The following is an 18,918-nucleotide window of genomic DNA, read 5'->3' as shown; positions in this document are numbered from 1 at the left end:
AGCAACACTTGATAGACACTAAAAGTATTAACTATACCCAAATAACTCTCAAATTTTGGAATTTATTAGTGTTTAGGAACAAAAATTAAAAGAACAACAAAATCTCAAAAATTCAAAATGCTTAACACACAAACCTACATTTATAATATTCTTAACAAAGGAGGTAAAAGTGATACTTACCTCTAGTAGAATAATTGAAGAAATCAAAAATGGTAACATAGTCATAGACCCCTTTGATGAGAAGTATTTAAACCCCAACTCTTACAACTTAAGACTACACAATGAACTACTTGAACTAACTGATGAAAAACTTGATATGAAAAAGAAATCAAATTACACAAGGATAACGATACCAGAAGAAGGTTTTACTCTTCTACCTGGGAAACTATACTTGGGTAGGACGTTAGAATATACCATCACGAAGAATTTCGTTCCAATGATAGAGGGGAGATCTAGCATAGGTAGGTTAGGAATATCAATACACGCAACAGCAGGATTTGGTGATATAGGGTTTGAAGGTTATTGGACGCTAGAGATTTCTGTGATAAAGCCTGTGGTAATATATCCTTTCGTGGAAATATGCCAAATTTACTACTGTGAAGTAAGTGGAAAGATTGATAGAACCTACAAAGGTAAATACTCAAAGAGTAACGATATAGTTGTAAGCAAGATGTATGAAGAATTCTAAATACTTATTTCATCACTCAACATTACCTTAAGTTTCTTTAATGCTTTCTTTTCAATGTACCTTATGCCTTCAGGAGTAGAGTTAAATAGTTTCGCTATATCAGAAAGTTTCATCTGATCTTTATTGTTTAATCCATACCTTCTTTCAATAACAAACCTTTCTTTCGGAGATAGTTTTGATAGTTTGTCATTTATGAGTTCTCTAAAATATTCATTCTCAATCTTTTTGTCAATATCACTCGTTTCATCCGGTATGCTATTCTCAACACTAAAAGAAACTCTGTCATCAGAAAGGGAAACTATACTGTTCAGTGAAAGAATATTCTTATATTCATTCAAAGACATATTGAATTTCTCAAGATAATCTTCAAATTCACAATCATCATTAAAGTTAAGCTTCAAACTCTTGGCTACCTTCTTCTTTCTTACGGGTAGTTTAACCATTGAGTTTGAAGATAGATACATAAGAACCTGATGCTTTATCCATATACTAGCATACGAACTAAACTTTACACCTTTTGAGAAATCATAGTTCTTTATAGCCTTTAATATACCAAGACATCCCTCGTTTATAAGATCAATGAATACATCATTTTGAACAGTGAACCTTGATACAAATTTTACAACAAGCCTAATGTTGTTGTTAATAACTTTTGTTATTGCTTCTTTGTCACCCTGTTTAGCCTTCAAAATCACTAAAGCATCTTCATCAATAACCCTAGTCTTGGCAATATCTTTTGATAAATAACCAAGAAGGAAGTTTCTTATCTCAACACCCTCCATACCATCCTCCTGCTAACTAATGTGTAATCAAAACTCGTGCCATCATTCGTGTCAAACCAAAATTCTATAATACTATTAATCAAGCACTAACCGAAATACATACTGGGGGCTAGTATATTCTGAAATGTTGTTTTTTGACAACAGTTTTATCCAGATTTGACAACAAACATTCTTTTTCTTTCTCTATTTACCAACTCTCTAAACTTATGGTTTTCGAGGGCTGCTAGGTCTATATCTTTTTGAATTATGTTTCTTGCGTCCTCTCTAGTTAGAAGCAGAATCTTCTCATCATTTATCAAGTCTGCTAGTATAAATTCGGTAAGTCCAGACTGTTGATAACCAAGTAATTCACCGGGACCCCTTAATCTGAGATCTATCTCAGAAATAGTAAATCCATCTTCATACTTTGTCATCGCTTTCATTCTTTCAACAGCATCTTTTGAAATCTTCTCACTCGTTATAAGGTAGCAATACGACTGATAAGGACCTCTTCCAACTCTACCTCGTAGTTGGTGTAACTGTGATAGACCATACCTCTCTGCTTGTTCTATAACTATAACAGTAGCATCAGGAACATCAATGCCAACTTCAACAACAGTAGTAGAAGCAAGAACTTTTATCTCTCCATTTCTGAATGCCTGCATAACTTCATACTTCTCCTCCGGTGTCATTCTTCCGTGAAGTATTCCAACACCATAGTCAGGAAAGACTTGTTTTGAGAGATACTCATAAGCCTCCACCAAAGATTTTACATCAACTAGCTCATCACTTTCCTCAATTATAGGGTATATAAAATATGCCTTAAATCCTTTCTTCAACTCCTCTCTGACCAGATTGTAAACAGTATCCTCACTATCCTTTCTATACCATTTCGTTATTATTTTCTTTCTACCGTAAGGCAATTCGTCTATAACGCTTAAATCCAGTGTTCCATACAGTGTCATTGTTAGTGTTCTCGGGATAGGAGTTGCAGTCATAACGAGTGTATCAGGATAATTACCTTTGCTTATCAAACTTGCCCTTTGTTCAACACCAAATCTATGCTGTTCGTCAATAATGACAAGCCCTAGATTTCTAAACGAAACATCCTCTTGAAACAAAGCATGTGTTCCAATAACTATGTTTGACTTTCCCATTTCCATCTCAAAGTTTATCATTCTCCTTTTTTGATTCGGCAACCCACCCTTAAGCAAACGAACATTTATATTGTGTTTCTTGGCAAACTTGTTTAGTAAGTTTGTGATGTTAAGGTAGTGTTGTGTTGCTAAAACTTCAGTTGGAACCATAAACGCAACTTGAAATCCATTCTCAACTGCTATTAGAGCCGAATATAATGCTACTATCGTCTTACCAGACCCAACATCACCTTGTAGAAGGCGATGCATAACCTTTTCAGAAAACATATCCCTCCTTATCTCTTCCATAACTCTTTTCTGCGCCTCTGTTAATTCAAACGGTAACTCCGAGACAAACTCCTCGGCAAGTTTAGATGAAGAATATCTTTTACCTTTGTCTATCTTTTTCTCTTGAGACCTGTTATACTCAATCAGTATGTTCATCTTCATAAACTCGTAATACACAAAGTTTTTCCTAGCAATCTCTACATGTTGGATTTTCTTTGGCGAGTGAAGTATTCTAATAACTTTACCTAAAGGCAGTAGATTTCTAGTCTTCATAACATATTCAGGAAGTTCATCATCTATCTTATCTACAAATTCATTCACAATAGCATGAATTATTTTTCTAATTGTTCTTTGTCTTACCCCTTCAGTACTAGAGTAGATAGGTAAAACAACGCCAAACTCATCTTTCTTGTATCCTTCATTATCAACTTCCACATAGTCAAATGTAGCACACTGAAGCCTATTATACCTATACTCCCAGTTACCTGTGATTATAAATTCTTTACCAACCGTAAGAACACTAGAAAGAAAATCCCTATTGTAGCAAACAAGTTCTCCTTTTATCTCACCATCTGTTACGATAACTTTAAGAAGTTGTCCTGACTTTGTGCTAGCATATTGATGTTCAATAACTTTGGCAATAACAGTAGCATTAACCTTACCGGCAGAAGAAACAGAAATTTCTTTTATAACATCTGAAAACTTCTTGATCTCAGTCCTATCCTCATACCTTATAGGAAAGTGAGTAAGAACATCATAAACACTGTATAACTTGAGTCTATACAGAACTTTCTTTTTAGTTGTAGGTAAGTATGGAAGTTTTAGGTCCTTGATACTTATACTCTTGGTCTCTTCAAGTAGCATAAATCATTTAAAATATAAAATACTAGCATCTCTGAATACCATTTAGAACTGACACCGTCAATAAATTCCAAAATTTGAGAATTATCAGGTTATATACACCCTACCCATCACAGTTCCGTTTATCCTGCTCCTTTGAGGAGTTATACCAAAGGAACTTAAAAAGGAGAGTATCGCCTTTTGAGTATATTCTCTTTTGATCTTCTATTATCTTCCTCAACCTTAAACTATTTTATTAATCGTCTCTCAAAAAATTTTAGACTTTATTGTTGACTACTTATCTAAGTGGAATTTATTGATCATCTCTCAAAAAATTTTAGACTTTATTGGAGCAATACTAATAAATTCCAAAATTTGAGAGTTATTCGGGTATAGTTAATACTTTTAGTGTCTATCAAGCGTTGCCCCAGCAAATAACTACAAGTCTGTTTTCACATGTTCTCTAGATACCTGTTAAGGTATTTCACAATTTTCTTATCCTCTTGTATATGTTGCATATCATCTTTCCTCACATTATATCATCTCCTTTTGGTGTAGTTTTCAAAAGAAAGAGGAAAGAAAGAAAAGAGAAGGAAAACAGAGAAGCAAGAGGTGTGATATACTAAAAATATCCACTTCCATAACCTTAAACTATTCTATGAAGCATCTCTCAAAAAATTTTAGACTTTATTGACATAGGAGTTGCGTAATTTTAATTTATTCCTCCAATTTTGTATAATCTTCTGTGTATGAGTGTTTTTGAAAAGTATATAAGGAGTATTAGTAGAGATGAATACATAAAGTCTGAAGGTAGAGTAGTTAAAGTTAAGGGAGTTGTTATTGAAAGTCTTGGACCTTACTCTAGGATAGGAGACTTGTGCGAGATAGAAACAGGTGATAACAAAGTTAGAGCAGAAGTTGTTGGGTTTGACGGCGATAAGGTATTCTTGCTACCACTTGAAGATGTAACAGGGCTATCCGCTTCCGCTAGAGTTCTTAACACTGGTAAGAAACTATACATACCAGTCGGTGAGGAGATGAAAGGAAGAGTTATAAATGCTTATGGAGAGGTATTAGTTGGAGGAGAATTCAAAATAGAAGACTACTACAGTGTTGATAATGACCCCCCTAACCCACTTGAGAGGAAAACAATATCTAAACCGATACAGACTGGAATAAAGGCTATTGATGGTTTGCTTACCGTTGGCGAAGGACAGAGAGTCGGGATATTTTCAGGTAGTGGAATTGGAAAAAGCACACTCCTTGGAATGATAGCAAGAAACACATCAGCAGATATAGTAGTTTTAGCATTAGTTGGAGAACGAGGTAGAGAAGTTAGAGAATTCCTAGAAAAAGTTCTTGGAGAAGAGGGACTAAAAAGAAGTGTAGTACTAGTAGCAACATCGGATGAACCCCCGATGGCAAGACTCAAGGTCGCATACTCTGCAACAGCAGTAGCAGAATTCTTCAGAGACAAAGGATACAACGTTCTACTACTTCTTGACTCACTCACTCGTCTTGCTTTCGCACAGAGAGAAATATCACTATCAATAGGAGAACCCCCAACCACAAGAGGCTACACACCTAGCGTTTTTACAAAACTCCCAAGACTCCTTGAAAGAGCAGGCCCTGGTAAATCTGGAAGCATAACAGCATTCTACACCGTCCTAGTTGAAGGTGATGATGTTAATGAACCAATCTCAGACCATGTCAGAGCAACACTTGATGGACACATAGTTCTATCAAGACAACTTGCATCCGCAGGCATCTACCCAGCAGTAGATGTTCTCTCAAGCATAAGTAGGCTTATGGTAGATATAGTTTCAAAACAACACCTTGATAAAGCATATAAATTCCGAGACCTTATGGCAACTTACCGAGAGAATCAGGACCTTATAAACATAGGTGCATATGTTCAAGGCTCAAATCCCAAGATAGATATGGCTCTAAAATATATTGATAAAATGCTCTCATACATCAAACAAGACATATACGAGAAGTATAACTTTAACGATTCAGTAAATCTTCTACTCTCATTGTTCTAACTGAAACATTTCTTCCATCCTGTCTTATAAAAGACAACTCCTTACCATCATACCTAATATCAAAATCTATAATACCTTCACAAACTCTTCTATCATTAACCCACAACCCCCTAAAACCCTTATCTTCAACAAGGTATAACACATTCCCATTCAGTATCAAAAACTTTAAAACATTTTCAAAAGGTCCAAAACTACCAGCACTACTCACGATAAACTTCTTTTTGTCTCTAGTTGCTACAAAACCATAAGATTTGGTTTTAGCCTCATACCTAAACGAATCTCTATCTATACTACTGAAAGGACCTATCTCAAGACCATCAAAAATAAGGTATTCCCATTCATTATTCTTATACACCCAAAAGAACCTAGTATCATTCAACATCTCCTCTTTCCTAATGAACACAGAATTAGTATTAGTGATACCTCCACTGACTCTCACCAGCATACCATACCGATTGATACCCAAAACCGATAAACTATTTCTTTCGCTACTTATAACTCTTACTATCCTATCCATTTCTATAGCAGTTTTACCATCAACCTCAAGAACATCCTTTCCATTTCTTCTATGTATAACATAGTTTTTACGGTTAAAGTAACCTATTTCCTTTAGGTGTGCATAGAAACGATTGGAATAAACACCATTGTATATTACAAATCTTCTTCCATCCTTCACTACTAAAAGGTCATTTTCAAAATCTTCATTGATAAAAACTGCCATATCGTAAGGACCTAACTTCCTAAATACTCTACCGTTACTAACGAAAAAAGCATAAAACTTATCTTTTATTTTAGATATGAACTTTACTTTTGAAAGATCATCAGAAAACTTTACCTGTATAACTTTGTCAAAAGGACCAAACTCACCGTAAGATGTCGTTATGAAAAATCCATCATTTTTTTCAGTTATACCACCCCAAGTTGCTTTTCTAGTATCAAACCTAATGCTCTCGTAATCAACACTTAAGTATTCGCCTATAATTTCCCCGTTGAGAATAAGACTAAATCTAAGATTTTCATTCATAGCCCCTGCACCCCAAGTCTCGCCGTCATCCGAGAGTATAGGCATATACACATTCACAAAAGGACCATATACTTTTGATGAATAGTTTATATAAACACTGTTATTTGACTTGAAAGAGAAAAGAAACCTTCCATTCTTGTATGAAAAGTTATTCCAAAACACCTCATCGTAAGGACCTAAAGTTATCTGACCCTGAATCACAACATAATAACCATTACTGTAGTTCAAAACAATCAGTCTGCCCTCTCTCTTGGTTAAAGCAATTATCTCATTGAAAGGACCTAAAACCTCGTTTTGATGGAATATGTAGCTTTGAGCATTAGACCTGAAATTTATAACTAGACTACCTTCAAAGTATAATATTTCGTTAATAAACTCAAAAAGGCCATAATTTTTGTCTCTAAATCTAACAAACCAATTTCCCTCATTTTTATATGCAAATAATGTATCACCTGAAGACATCTGTAGATAATACGCATCCTCATAAGGTCCAAATGATACTCTAAAATTCTTGACTATATACTTACTACTCCCCTCTTCCACAATCCAGACATTACCATATTTATCAAAGACTGGGTAAGAGATATTATTAGTGCTTGAGTAGAAAATTCTATATTTCTTAAGAACATCTACACTACCTCCTACAAGAAGATATGTATTACTTGACCTTACCAACAAGAACCAGTTCTCACCATTCACAATCGGAGACATGACCTCATCAAACGGTAGATACAACTCTCCAAAATTTGATAGTAAGAAATGTTTATCATCCTTTCTCACATTTACAACGAACCCCCTATCACTAAACGATGGTATTCCTACACTTTGAAGTTTATCTGATACTATTCTACCATTAACTATCAAAACATAAAGACCATTCTTTTCCTTCGCAACTATCCACCAGTTTGTTCTATCAGTGTAAAGATAAGGTAATTCAACACCTAAAAAAGGTCCAAATGTCTGACCTGTGTCCAAAACTATATATTCCCCGTCTTCCTTGTATTGGATGTTGAAATCTGGTATCTCATACCCTCTTCCTAAACCACTACTTGAATATCCATATCTGTTAATCAAGACCAAATTATCCTTGCCTAAAAAAACTTCTTCCGATGTATCAATCCTAAAAGTTTTACTTCTATAGATCATGAACCTTTGGTTGTTTGACACAAAGATGACCACATAGTTGTTAGTTATGCTGGATAACAAAACTCTCTCAAGCGAAGAGTTACCCAATTTGAATAACCTACCGTTGATATTTAGGAACAAATTGTTGTTTGAAGCGAATGACATTACGAAATTCAATCTTCCGTTAAAGTATTCAACTTTTGACATTGACGGTATAAGTTTTTCATTTTCACCTAACGTATATGAAAAATATTCACTGCCTATACTTCCACAAGAGACAACCCCTATGGAGATGATGGTCAAAGACAATAGAGACAAAACCTTCGTTAGTACGCTAGGGCTTGTTTTGAGTAATTTCACTATTCTAGATACTAGTAACCTGAACCTAGAACATTTGGAAGTTAAACTTTTAGGAGTATTCAAACTCATAGGTTGTATTCTTTACAAAGGTTTTAATAGTTTTCTAATCAAGCACTTTTAATTATTTTAAAGAGTACCCGTCTTTTGAGTAAAATTATTATATGATTCTGTGGAGTATAGTTGGAGTAATAATAGGACTAATAATCTTCTTACTACTTATGAACCTAAGAAGCAATAGATACGAAGACATCAGAAAGAATAGAAGAAAAACGAATGACGAAGATGACGAACCACAAAAACTTGGAAGCAAACCTAGATACTGCCCTGTATGTGGATCAAGGCTAGGTCCTAAAGATGTAATATACGCAGAAATATTTCAAGGTGAGCCTAGAGACAAAGTGATAATAAAAGGGTGTAAATACTGCTATGTTCTTACTCCTGAAGAGGCTTTGAGAATTAAACCATACACTAAGAAACTAAAACAGGATGACATAGGTATCGGCAAATATGTTTAGGCTACTCAACTTTTATCTCCAACTCTGATAGTTTAAACGCCTGGTGGAGTGCGTTTGCAGCTTCCTCTGCCCTACCCCTTCTCACAACAACAGATATCTTTATCTCAGATGTTGAAATCATCTCAATATTTATTCCCCTGCCAGCCAAAACTTCAAAGACAGTCGCAGCAACACCATAATGACTCCTCATCCCCGTTCCTACAACAGAAACAATCGCAATATCATCATCATAAAGAATGTTTGAACATTTTATTGAGGATCTTATCCTTTCTTCTACACTCTTGAGTATCTGGAGATCCTTTTTAGGTATGGTGAAGTTTATCTCACTTAACCCATTTCTACTAGTCCCCTGAACTATCATATTTACATTTATCTTTTCTTTTGCGACTTCTGAAAAGAGCTTTGCAGCGATACCCGGAACATCCGGAACATCAAGAACCGTAACTTTCGCTTCATCTGTTTTTACAGCAACACCAGTAACAACCAATCCTTCCATAACATCCTCCACAATCCTCGTCCCAGGATCATCCTCAAAGGATGACCTTACAACTAAAGGAACTTTGTATTTCTTTGAAAATATAACAGACCTAGGATGTAAAACTTGCGCTCCAGCACTTGCTAATTCAAGAACTTCATCAATATTTATAACATCAAGTTTCCTAGCATCCTTAACAATCCTAGGATCTGAAGTAAATACACCTCTAACATCAGTATATATCTCACACAAGTCTGCCTTCAAAGCAGCAGCAAGTGCAACAGCAGTTGTGTCAGAACCACCTCTACCCAAGGTAGTGATATCACCGTTCTCTGTCACTCCTTGAAATCCCGCAACTATTACAATCTTACCATCTTTTAACTCCTTAATTATTCTACTTGTATTTATATCAAGTATTTTCGCTTCGGTATAGTCAGAAGTAGTAAGAATACCGACTTGGGCACCCGTAAATGCTATTGACTTATAACCAAGTTCATGAAGTGCTATTGATAAAAGCGCTATTGAAATCTGTTCTCCCGTTGAAAGAAGTAGATCGTATTCCCTCTTAGGGGGTGATTTTGAAATTTGACTCGCTAAAGACACAAGCTCATCAGTAGTATCCCCCATAGCAGAAACGACAACTACAACATCATTACCCATATCCTTCGTTCTTGAAACAATCCTTGCTACATTCTTTATCCTCTCAACATTCCCAACAGAAGTTCCCCCGTATTTCTGAACTATCAGCATCTCTTCCTCTCAACCAGATCTTATATGGTAAAGACCATAATCTACTTATTTCAAGTTGAGGAAAATAAACAAAAAACCAAAACTTACTAGACTTACATATAAAGTTAAACTCCAATCTCTTCAAGATACCTTTTCATAGATTGTATATTGTTATAAACTCCTTCTATCCCAGATATTAGATTTATGTATTGGTCATACATAAGTTGTGTCTCTTGAGCAAAGTTATAGACACCGCTTACCATAGATTTCAACTCATTTGTAGTATTATCAATACTAGATAGTAGCGTCAAAGCCTTGTCTTTTAGATTGAGAAGATTATTTATACTACTTTGCAAATCTGACAGAATGTTAATAAAATTATCAATACTCCTTAAAACATCAACTGTATCTTTTCTATCCATATTCTTTATTTTTTGTATCACTAACATTATACTACCGACTAAACTGTCCATTTTTTCAACTACCTTATGAATTTGTTCTATGCTATTAGAAAGTTTCTTAATAGGTACATCAAGAGACTTGACACTTTCCAACATTTCTTGTGAGATTATAGTGGAAGAATTTGAACCGGATGTAATAGTTTTTGCCCCTAATATAGATATATTTATAAGCATAACCTTTACCTCTGTAATATACCCATTCAACTTCTCAACAATATCTTGTGATATATCCAGATTTTTCGGCAACGAAGATATGTATTCCAAATCAACATCAGCAAAACCAACTTTGTATAACTTATCTATACCAATATCACCAACATTCAAAAACCTTTTGTATATATCAAGTGTCTTATTACTGATATCCAGAATCATTTCCTTCAACTTTGTCATTTCAATACTGTTAATCTCTAACTTCGCACCACTACTAAATTCAGATAAAAGGTTAGTATTTAAATATATAGCATCTCTTATCTTAAGAAACGACTCACTAATACCAGAAATTATACCCTGCGTTATCTTAGGTAATTCCATTATAGCCTTAATTTCGTTCTCCATCCTCAAAAACGATTGAGACAGGTTTTCTATTTCCTCTAACATTCTTAAATTACTAATACTCAAACTATTCCTAGTACTATTCATAAGATCAACTACTAACTTGTTCTGTTTCAATATCAAAAGATGACGATTTACCAGCATGACGAGTATCGTAGTAGAGAACACCGATATACCCAATCCCAAAAGCGAAGGAACATACGGATAAATAGATATCAAATCATACAGCTCTAGTAACTCTAGAAATCCAAACACTACTATGATTACCATACCATATATGGAAGACTTATACGATTCCATTAAATCCGGCTTTATTTTCTTTCGGTATAGACTAAGAAAGATAAACTCTGAAAGAACAACCACAGCAAAATACACTACAAAAACATCAAACAAGGGACCTTCCTGAGCCATATATTCATTCATTGACAACTTCAACCTATCTTCCAAGAAAAACTGGTTTGAGAAGAAGTTTAGATACAATATAACAACACCAACTATTAGTGTTAAAACAGATTTTATTTTTGAAAACAGTGTATTAGTCAGCACTACTGAAATGTTAGAAAACATAATCAAACCCAGAACCAAAGAGAGAATTTCCAGTTTTGAAAAAAGTATAATTATATCTTTGTTTTTGCTAATCCTCGTCGGATCCCCAGTATCAAATCCGAAAACACCCAATAGAAAATTTAGCACAAGATACCCGGACATAAATAACGATATTAGAAACACTATTACAAGGAAATTCCTTGCCTTCTTCTCTATAAGTATGAAAATAATAAGCCCCACACTTGACAACAATGATAGCGAAAACAACACAAGAGGACCAATAACTGTAATTACATCCTGAACGTTCAAGGATAACATAATTCTAATTTTTACCATCAATACACTCCTTTTCAAGTTAGTAAAAGCAAGAAGAACTTAAATTTTATTTCCTTGAAAAAAATTTTTTTTGGTATTATTATATTTATAGACAAACTCCAAAAGGAGGGTAGAGTATGAAAAGATTAATCTCACTACTTTTAGTGTTTGCATTCGTGGCAGCATTAAGCTCAACAACCTTAATCATTGGTTGCTCCCCATCTCCTAGTGGAGGAAATCAAGGAGGGAATCAAGGTGGAGGAAACCAAGGTGGTAACCAAAATCAAGGCACACCTACTATTACAATCTCTGGTAAAATAACAAACTACACATCAGGCTGGAAACCGTATGCTCTGAAAGGCAGCACTTACATATATGGTAGTGTAGCAGCAAGCGGAGAACCACGAGACTACTCCATCCAAGTCCCTCAAAACTGGGGTCCCGCAACAGTCGGTATCTACAAGGACAATAACAACAACAACCAACTTGACACCGGCGAGGAAACTATCACTAAACCCGTTGTCGTTGGAACCGCTAACCTAACAGTCCACTTCGAAATAGTCACATTCGTGCTAATAACTGGAAAACTCACAGGTAATCCAACACCTCAATGGAAGGTAGGAGTTATGTTAGGTCAATCTATCCCAGAATTCATATACGGAACCGTCAACACTTCAACCTGGGATTATACAAACAAAGTCCCAACGAACTCATATATTCAGAGTGTCTTCGCATTCAGAGACGACAATAATAACAATCAGTATGACTTCGGAGAACTTCAATTCAGAAATCCTTCTCTCACAAACTTCAGAATAATATCAAATGTTTCAGGAGATATAAACATACCACCAATAACAAATATGACACTGGTAGTTAGAATTTCAAACAACGTGTATGGCTTGAAGATAGGAGTATCAGCTTTTAATACCGATCTTGGAACAACTGTATCAAGCACACCAAATAACTCTGTAAATTATGAACATATTCTAACCGTAAGTGGAAACTCTGGGAATGATATAGAAGTATCAATCTACTATGACGCTAATAACAACAATCAACTAGATATAGGAACTCTTCTTTTCTTCCCAATATCTAAAGAAGGGGTTTTGGAATTGACCAACATAAACTTTGCTACTGGAACGAACACTCTAGGATTTAACCTTGTTCCGCATTCTGTTACTGGAGTAGTCCAACTCTTGGGCGGAGCAAGTGGTCTAAAACCTGTATTGACTAGAGCACAAGGTAGTGGTTTTAATATACCAATAAACTACGGAAGCACTTCTGGAAGCAGTTATAGCATAAACTACTACACCATATCAAGCACCACCTACACAAACTTTACCCCTGCTTTCTTCAAGGATGCAAACAACAACTCACTCTATGAGATAGAAGAACCTATCGTATATTGGTATAACACTCAATCTTCTAACATAACAGTAGATCCATCCATAGCTTCAACAAACGCAGCAAACTTCTACATTCTAAGAACTCTTCTTAACTTCAACCTCACAGGAACAGATGCTAATCAGTTTAGGTTTGTTGAGAATGTTATTTTAGGAACATACAAAAACCTGCCTTTGAATAACCACGAAATATACAGTGATACTAATGACGTTAATATGTTTTACAATATTATCTTTAGAGACTTAAACGGGGATGGAATTTTTGACTTTAATGATCCCTCAAAAGATATCATCGGTTTCAGTACGATTGAGATAACCAACCAGACTACTATAAACTTGAATTATCAACTCGTCAAACTAACTGTCACAAACACAATAAGCAACATATCTGCTCTAACGGACTATCCAAATGCTCACATCGTAGGTCAAGGATTACTAGGGAATCAGGGCTTTATTAGTTCGGCAAAGACAATTTCAACAAACACTACAAATGTAGTAATAGAAGCATACTCAACTAAATCTTTTCCAGTTGATAATGGCTACTTCGTTGTCTCAGTAGCAGATAACTATACTCTCCGTTCTGTCTATCCTAACTCTATAGCGACCAACGCTGATGGCCACTTTGGATTTACAAATATAATCTCCTCTGATAAAGTCACCAACATAACTTGGTTTGTTACGAACTAGTAATCTCCAAGGGGCTTCGTGCCCCTTTTCAGCATTTTCAGTTTTTTAATTCCTTTTCTTCAAATTCCTTCAAAACTTTCTTACTGACTTCGTAAGGTTATAAAGGCCCAACATCTTCCTTCATCACGGATCCTAATGGTTTGCTATACTTTTGCGAGAAATTTAGTAAAGTTATTTACCATTATGGTAGCACTTTGTCGATTAGCGATAATCTAATTGCTCCTTGACAATTTCTATAGTTCTTTGTATTTTTTAGACTGACCAGTCAGTAGAGAGGTGGTTGTATGTGGAGTTTGTTAAAGGGACTTTTGAATAACATACCCGCAGTGGTAATGATATTTGTTGCTGTAATCGTGCTAGGAATCGTTTCACTAACAAGATTACCAGTTGATTTATTTCCTGATATTGAGATACCAGTTGTAGCAGTAAGGGTAGATTATCAAGGTGCATCACCAGAAGAAGTTGAGAAGAATGTAGCTAAACTACTTGAAGGTCAGTTTCTTACGATTAGTGGCGTCAGAAGCGTAACAACAAGATGTTTTGAAGGCTTTGCTTTCTTCATAATAAGGTTTGAATTCGGTGTCAATATAGACCTTGTAGCAAATGATGTCAGAGAAAGAATAGACTTCGTATCTAGATTACTTCCTGAAGGTTCAAGAAGACCTCAGATTTTTAAATTTGACCCAAGTAGTCTTCCTATAATAAGCATCGCAATCACAGGTTTGGATGATTTATTTGCATTGAAAGAACTAGTTGATAACAACATAGCAAAGAGGCTTTATCAGGTAGATGGTGTTGCTAGCATCTCAGTTGAAGGTGGATATGACAAAAAAGTTTTTGTTGAACTTGATAGTAAGAGACTTAACTCATTCGCTATATCACCATCAGAAGTGGTAAGAGCACTCTCCGCCGAGAACCAAAATTTCCCCGCTGGTTTCGTTCTTGATGGATACAGAAAAGTTAATTTGAGATTCACTAGTCAGTTTGATGATATTGATGACATTAATAATACTCTTGTAGGTACCAGAGGAAGGTATGCAGTAAAGGTTCAGGATGTCGCAGACGTATCGTTCAAAGAAGATAGAGAGGATGCTCCAATAGTAAGAATAAACGGCAAAGAAGGAGTTGTCTTATCCATAAACAAAAAATCTGGTAGTAGCACGGTTCTAGTGTCAGAGGATGTTAGAGAAAAACTTGAAGAAATAAAAAGACTATTCCCAAATCTAAACTTTGAAATTATAAACGACCAAGGAGAGTTTATCACATTCTCAGTGAATAATGTAAGAAATAATGCTATAAATGGTGCTATACTAGCAGTCATAATTGTATTTTTATTCTTATTGAGGGTCAAAGATACTATACTGATAGGTATAGCAATACCTTTCTCCCTGATAATAACATTTGCTTTTATGTATTTCTTGAATATATCGCTCAATGTAGTATCACTAACAGGATTAGCACTTGGTGTAGGATTGATGGTTGACAACTCAATAGTAGTTCTTGAAAGCATATATCAGAGACTACGACAGGGTAAGAAACTGATTGACGCTGCTTTTGAGGGGACAAAAGAAGTAGGAAATGCAATACTCGCATCAACGATCACAACTATAGTAGTCTTTGTCCCTGTAGTATTCGCTCAAGGAATAGCATCACAACTCTTCAGAGATCTTGCTCTCACCGTAAGTATATCAGTATTTTCTTCACTGTTTGTAGCAATATTTATCGTTCCACCTCTCGCTTCAAGGTACTGGTATATAATAGAAAACCTAGACAACAAAATACAATCTATAAACCAACTAGCATGGTTCTCTAATTGGATTGAAAGTATAAGAGATGGAATATATGAGAGAGCACTGAGGTCATTCTTAAACTTGAAGAAAACAACACTTGTATTCACAGTAGTATTCATAATTCTTGGTATTTTATCATTCGTGTTCGTAGGTAAAGAGTTTTTACCGATTATTGACACTGGAGACATTAATGCTAGAATTGAATTGCCTACAGGAACTTACAAGGAAATAACTTCAATATACGCACAAAAGATTAGTGAATACTTACTGAATGACAAGAATGTCCAATACTTTTACTATGTGGTAAACAGTGTAGGGACTGCAAACCTTGGGTTCTTTGCTGGCAGAGGTGCGGAGAATACAATAAACCTTGTTATACAACTTGTTGATAAGAATAAGAGGGATATATCTTCAGAAGAGTTTGCAAGTAGGTTTAGAAAATTTCTCTCATCAATTCCCGGTAAATATACGGTGAACGTTCAAAGTGGAACTGGTTTTGCGGAGGGATCTGGAGGTGCGAATGTTGATATAAAGATTTTTGGAGAGAACCTTAAAGAACTAGAGAAGATCTCAAAAGAAATACAAGAAGTTGCTACTAAGGTAGACGGCATACAAGAAGTGAATTCTTCTTTTGATGAAGAAGCACCAGAATATACACTTCTGTTTGACAGAACGAAGTTAGGATTTTATGGTATATCAAGCGCAGTTCTTGGAAATGTCATAAGAACAAGTTTCTCAGGTTCAACAGCATCATTCTTCAGAGTTGAAGGCAAACAATACGACATAGTTGTGAAATTAAAGGAAGATGAAAGGAAATATATTGAAAATGTCTTATTTAAATACATTCCAACTCCAGTAGGTGTAGTTCCACTAGTTGACCTTATAAGTGTCTCAAATACAACATCCCCAAGAATGATAATGAGAGAAAATAACAACCGACAAGTATCACTTAGGGTAGTAGGATTTGGAGTAGCACAGAGTGTATTAGTTGATAATCTAGCACAAGCAATAAAGAAAGAAGTATTCATACCGCCTGATGTTATAATAGAATACGGCGGAAGCTTTAGAGACCTTCAAGATACCTTCAGAGACTTATTACTTGTGTTTATTCTCTCTTTCACACTAGTATATGCTGTAATGGTTACACTCTTTAGATCATTCAAAGATCCATTCATAATACTATTCACAATTCCTTACGGAGTCTTTGCAGTTTTGATTATTTTCTTCATTTTAGGCTTGAAAATAAATGTTATCTCTGGTATTGGTTTGATACTACTTCTAGGTATAGTTGTCAATAACGGTATAGTAATGGTTGATTATATGAACCAACTGTTGTATGATAAAAACTACAAGTTAAGAGAAGCAGTTGTAGAAGGTGCAAAAAGAAGGTTCAGACCTATATTGATGACAACTTTGACTACTGTGATAGGTGTCCTACCATTATCTCTAGGAATTGGCTTGAGCGGAGAAGTATTCCAACCTCTTGGTCTTGTAATAGCCATAGGTCTAAGTGTAAGCACTATATTCACTCTGTTTATAATACCTACTCTCTTTGAATTATTCAACAGAAAGAGGTTCGCATAACTTCTTTGATTGTCACAATAATTACTACTTAACAGAGTGAATAGTATGTAAAATTGACAAAAACTTGTTCATACATCTAAAAAAGCAAAATATGTATATCAACAATTCTCCAAATACATTCTGCTACGTTATCAGAAAATGAAAAAAATTAGAATTGGAAATAGATAATTTTCAAAGCAATTCATTAAAATTCAGCAGAATTAACCTTAGATCAAGATTTACATAAACAAATATAGAATTTAACCTCTGAGATCAAAGAAATGGAGAAAAAATATGTCTAATTACTTTGACTATGTAGTCGTAGGTGCTGGGTTTGCAGGATCAGTAATATCAGAAAGGATAGCAAACAAACTGAATAAGAGAGTCCTTATCATTGAGAAACGCAATCACATAGGTGGGAACTGCTATGACTTTAGAAACAGGGAAGGGATAATAGTTCATAAATATGGACCTCATCTCTTTCACACATCCTTTAAAGAAGTTTTTGATTACCTATCAAATTTTGCTGAATTTGAAATGTATAGTCACAAGGTTCTAGCCGTTGTAGATGGAAAGAAAATACCAGTGCCTTTCAACTTCAACTCAATAGAACAGGTATTTCCTCAAGAACTATCAAAAAGGCTTCAAAGAAAACTACTTAACCTATTTCCCTATGGCAAGAAAATACCTATACTTGAACTTAGAAAAGTAGATGATAACGATATTAAATTCCTAGCAGATTTTATTTATGAAAAAGTGTTTCTAGGATATACAACCAAGCAGTGGGGAAGAAAACCAGAGGAGATAGACCCCGAGGTAACATCAAGAGTTCCTATATTTATAGGTAGAGATGACAGATACTTTTACGACACACACCAGGCAGTTCCAGTAGAAGGATACACAAAGATTTTTGAAAATATGATTCTAAACAATCAAAACATCAAGATTATTTTAAACACTGACTTTAAGGAAGTCTTAAGCTTTGATTGGGATAGCAAAAAGGTATATCTCTTCAATCAAGAGTTCAAGGGCAGAGTGATATTCACAGGTATGATAGACGAACTTTTCGGGTATAAATTTGGTTTTCTATCTTATAGAAGCCTAGAGTTTAATTTCCAAACAGTTGATACTGAGTATTTTCAGGAAGTAGCACAGGTAAACTATCCAAACGATTATGACTTTACACGGATAACAGAGTTTAAGCACATTCATTCCCCCAGTAGGAGTTCTAGGAAAACCACTATCGCCTATGAGTATCCAAGAGAATACAAGGTTGGCATGATACCATATTATCCTCTATTCACTAAAGACTCTAGGGAACAGTATGAGAAATACAAAGAACTAGCAGACAAATATGATAACATTGTCATAGTAGGAAGACTTGCGGAGTATAAGTATTATGATATGGACGATATAGTAAAGAGAGCACTAGAGGTTTTTGAAGAAAAGGTAAAATAACAGATTTTTTAAAGTATTCATCCTCAGATTAAGACTTTACTATTAAGTTGGAATCAATATTCTTTAGAATAAAATTATGAACGAACCCAAAGTCTCAATTATTATACCTACATTAAGGATAGGTAAGATGCTAAGAGAAGCAATACCCCACTATGAA

The 18,918-nt window shown here is 35.0% G+C and carries 11 protein-coding genes; 6 read left to right on the top strand and 5 right to left on the bottom strand.

The genetic code is table 11. The features are described from left to right. Nucleotides 1-172: 172 nt before the first annotated feature. Nucleotides 173-688 (top strand): dCTP deaminase, encoded by a 516-nt coding sequence (gene dcd / locus NZ579_07605; protein MCS7299801.1) that lies wholly within the window; start codon nucleotides 173-175, stop codon nucleotides 686-688. Here dcd and NZ579_07600 read toward each other — a convergent pair. Together NZ579_07600 and recG are read right to left on the bottom strand one after the other, a co-directional pair. Further along, nucleotides 685-1,470: a sigma-70 family RNA polymerase sigma factor gene (locus NZ579_07600; protein ID MCS7299800.1), complete on the bottom strand. Its 786-nt coding sequence runs from the start codon at nucleotides 1,468-1,470 to the stop codon at nucleotides 685-687. The genes dcd and NZ579_07600 overlap by 4 nt on opposite strands. Before the next feature lie 146 nt (nucleotides 1,471-1,616). After that, a complete protein-coding gene (gene recG / locus NZ579_07595) occupies nucleotides 1,617-3,737 on the bottom strand; it encodes an ATP-dependent DNA helicase RecG (GenBank protein ID MCS7299799.1) in 2,121 nt (706 codons plus the stop codon). 725 nt (nucleotides 3,738-4,462) lie between these two features. Here recG and NZ579_07590 point away from each other — a divergent pair. Continuing rightward, nucleotides 4,463-5,758: a FliI/YscN family ATPase gene (locus NZ579_07590; GenBank protein ID MCS7299798.1), complete on the top strand. Its 1,296-nt coding sequence runs from the start codon at nucleotides 4,463-4,465 to the stop codon at nucleotides 5,756-5,758. Here NZ579_07590 and NZ579_07585 read toward each other — a convergent pair. Beyond that, nucleotides 5,721-8,336, bottom strand: a complete 2,616-nt coding sequence (locus tag NZ579_07585; protein MCS7299797.1) for a hypothetical protein — start codon at nucleotides 8,334-8,336, stop codon at nucleotides 5,721-5,723. The two genes, NZ579_07590 and NZ579_07585, sit on opposite strands and share 38 nt — an antisense overlap. Nucleotides 8,337-8,428: 92 nt before the next feature. On the opposite strand from NZ579_07585, the gene NZ579_07580 reads away from it, so the two are divergent. Next, nucleotides 8,429-8,782, top strand: a complete 354-nt coding sequence (locus tag NZ579_07580; protein ID MCS7299796.1) for a hypothetical protein — start codon at nucleotides 8,429-8,431, stop codon at nucleotides 8,780-8,782. 1 nt (nucleotide 8,783) lies between these two features. Here NZ579_07580 and NZ579_07575 read toward each other — a convergent pair whose 3' ends face one another. Then, a complete protein-coding gene (locus NZ579_07575) occupies nucleotides 8,784-10,007 on the bottom strand; it encodes an aspartate kinase (protein ID MCS7299795.1) in 1,224 nt (407 codons plus the stop codon). A 104-nt stretch (nucleotides 10,008-10,111) separates the two neighbouring features. Further along, a complete protein-coding gene (locus NZ579_07570; GenBank protein ID MCS7299794.1) occupies nucleotides 10,112-11,881 on the bottom strand; it encodes a hypothetical protein in 1,770 nt (589 codons plus the stop codon). Nucleotides 11,882-11,997: 116 nt separating this feature from the next. On the opposite strand from NZ579_07570, the gene NZ579_07565 reads away from it, so the two are divergent. From NZ579_07565 to glf, 3 genes are all read left to right on the top strand, one after another. Beyond that, nucleotides 11,998-13,950, top strand: a complete 1,953-nt coding sequence (locus tag NZ579_07565; protein ID MCS7299793.1) for a hypothetical protein — start codon at nucleotides 11,998-12,000, stop codon at nucleotides 13,948-13,950. 284 nt (nucleotides 13,951-14,234) lie between these two features. Further along, complete coding sequence (locus NZ579_07560) at nucleotides 14,235-17,324, top strand: efflux RND transporter permease subunit (protein ID MCS7299792.1); 3,090 nt, start codon at nucleotides 14,235-14,237, stop codon at nucleotides 17,322-17,324. Nucleotides 17,325-17,597: 273 nt separating this feature from the next. Next, complete coding sequence (gene glf / locus NZ579_07555; protein MCS7299791.1) at nucleotides 17,598-18,761, top strand: UDP-galactopyranose mutase; 1,164 nt, start codon at nucleotides 17,598-17,600, stop codon at nucleotides 18,759-18,761. The last annotated feature ends 157 nt before the right edge of the window (nucleotides 18,762-18,918 follow it).

The sequence above is a fragment of the Spirochaetota bacterium genome (assembly GCA_025061835.1).
Taxonomy (GTDB): domain Bacteria; phylum Spirochaetota; class Brevinematia; order DTOW01; family DTOW01; genus SKYB106.
This window is presented reverse-complemented; position numbering and strand designations above follow the sequence as displayed.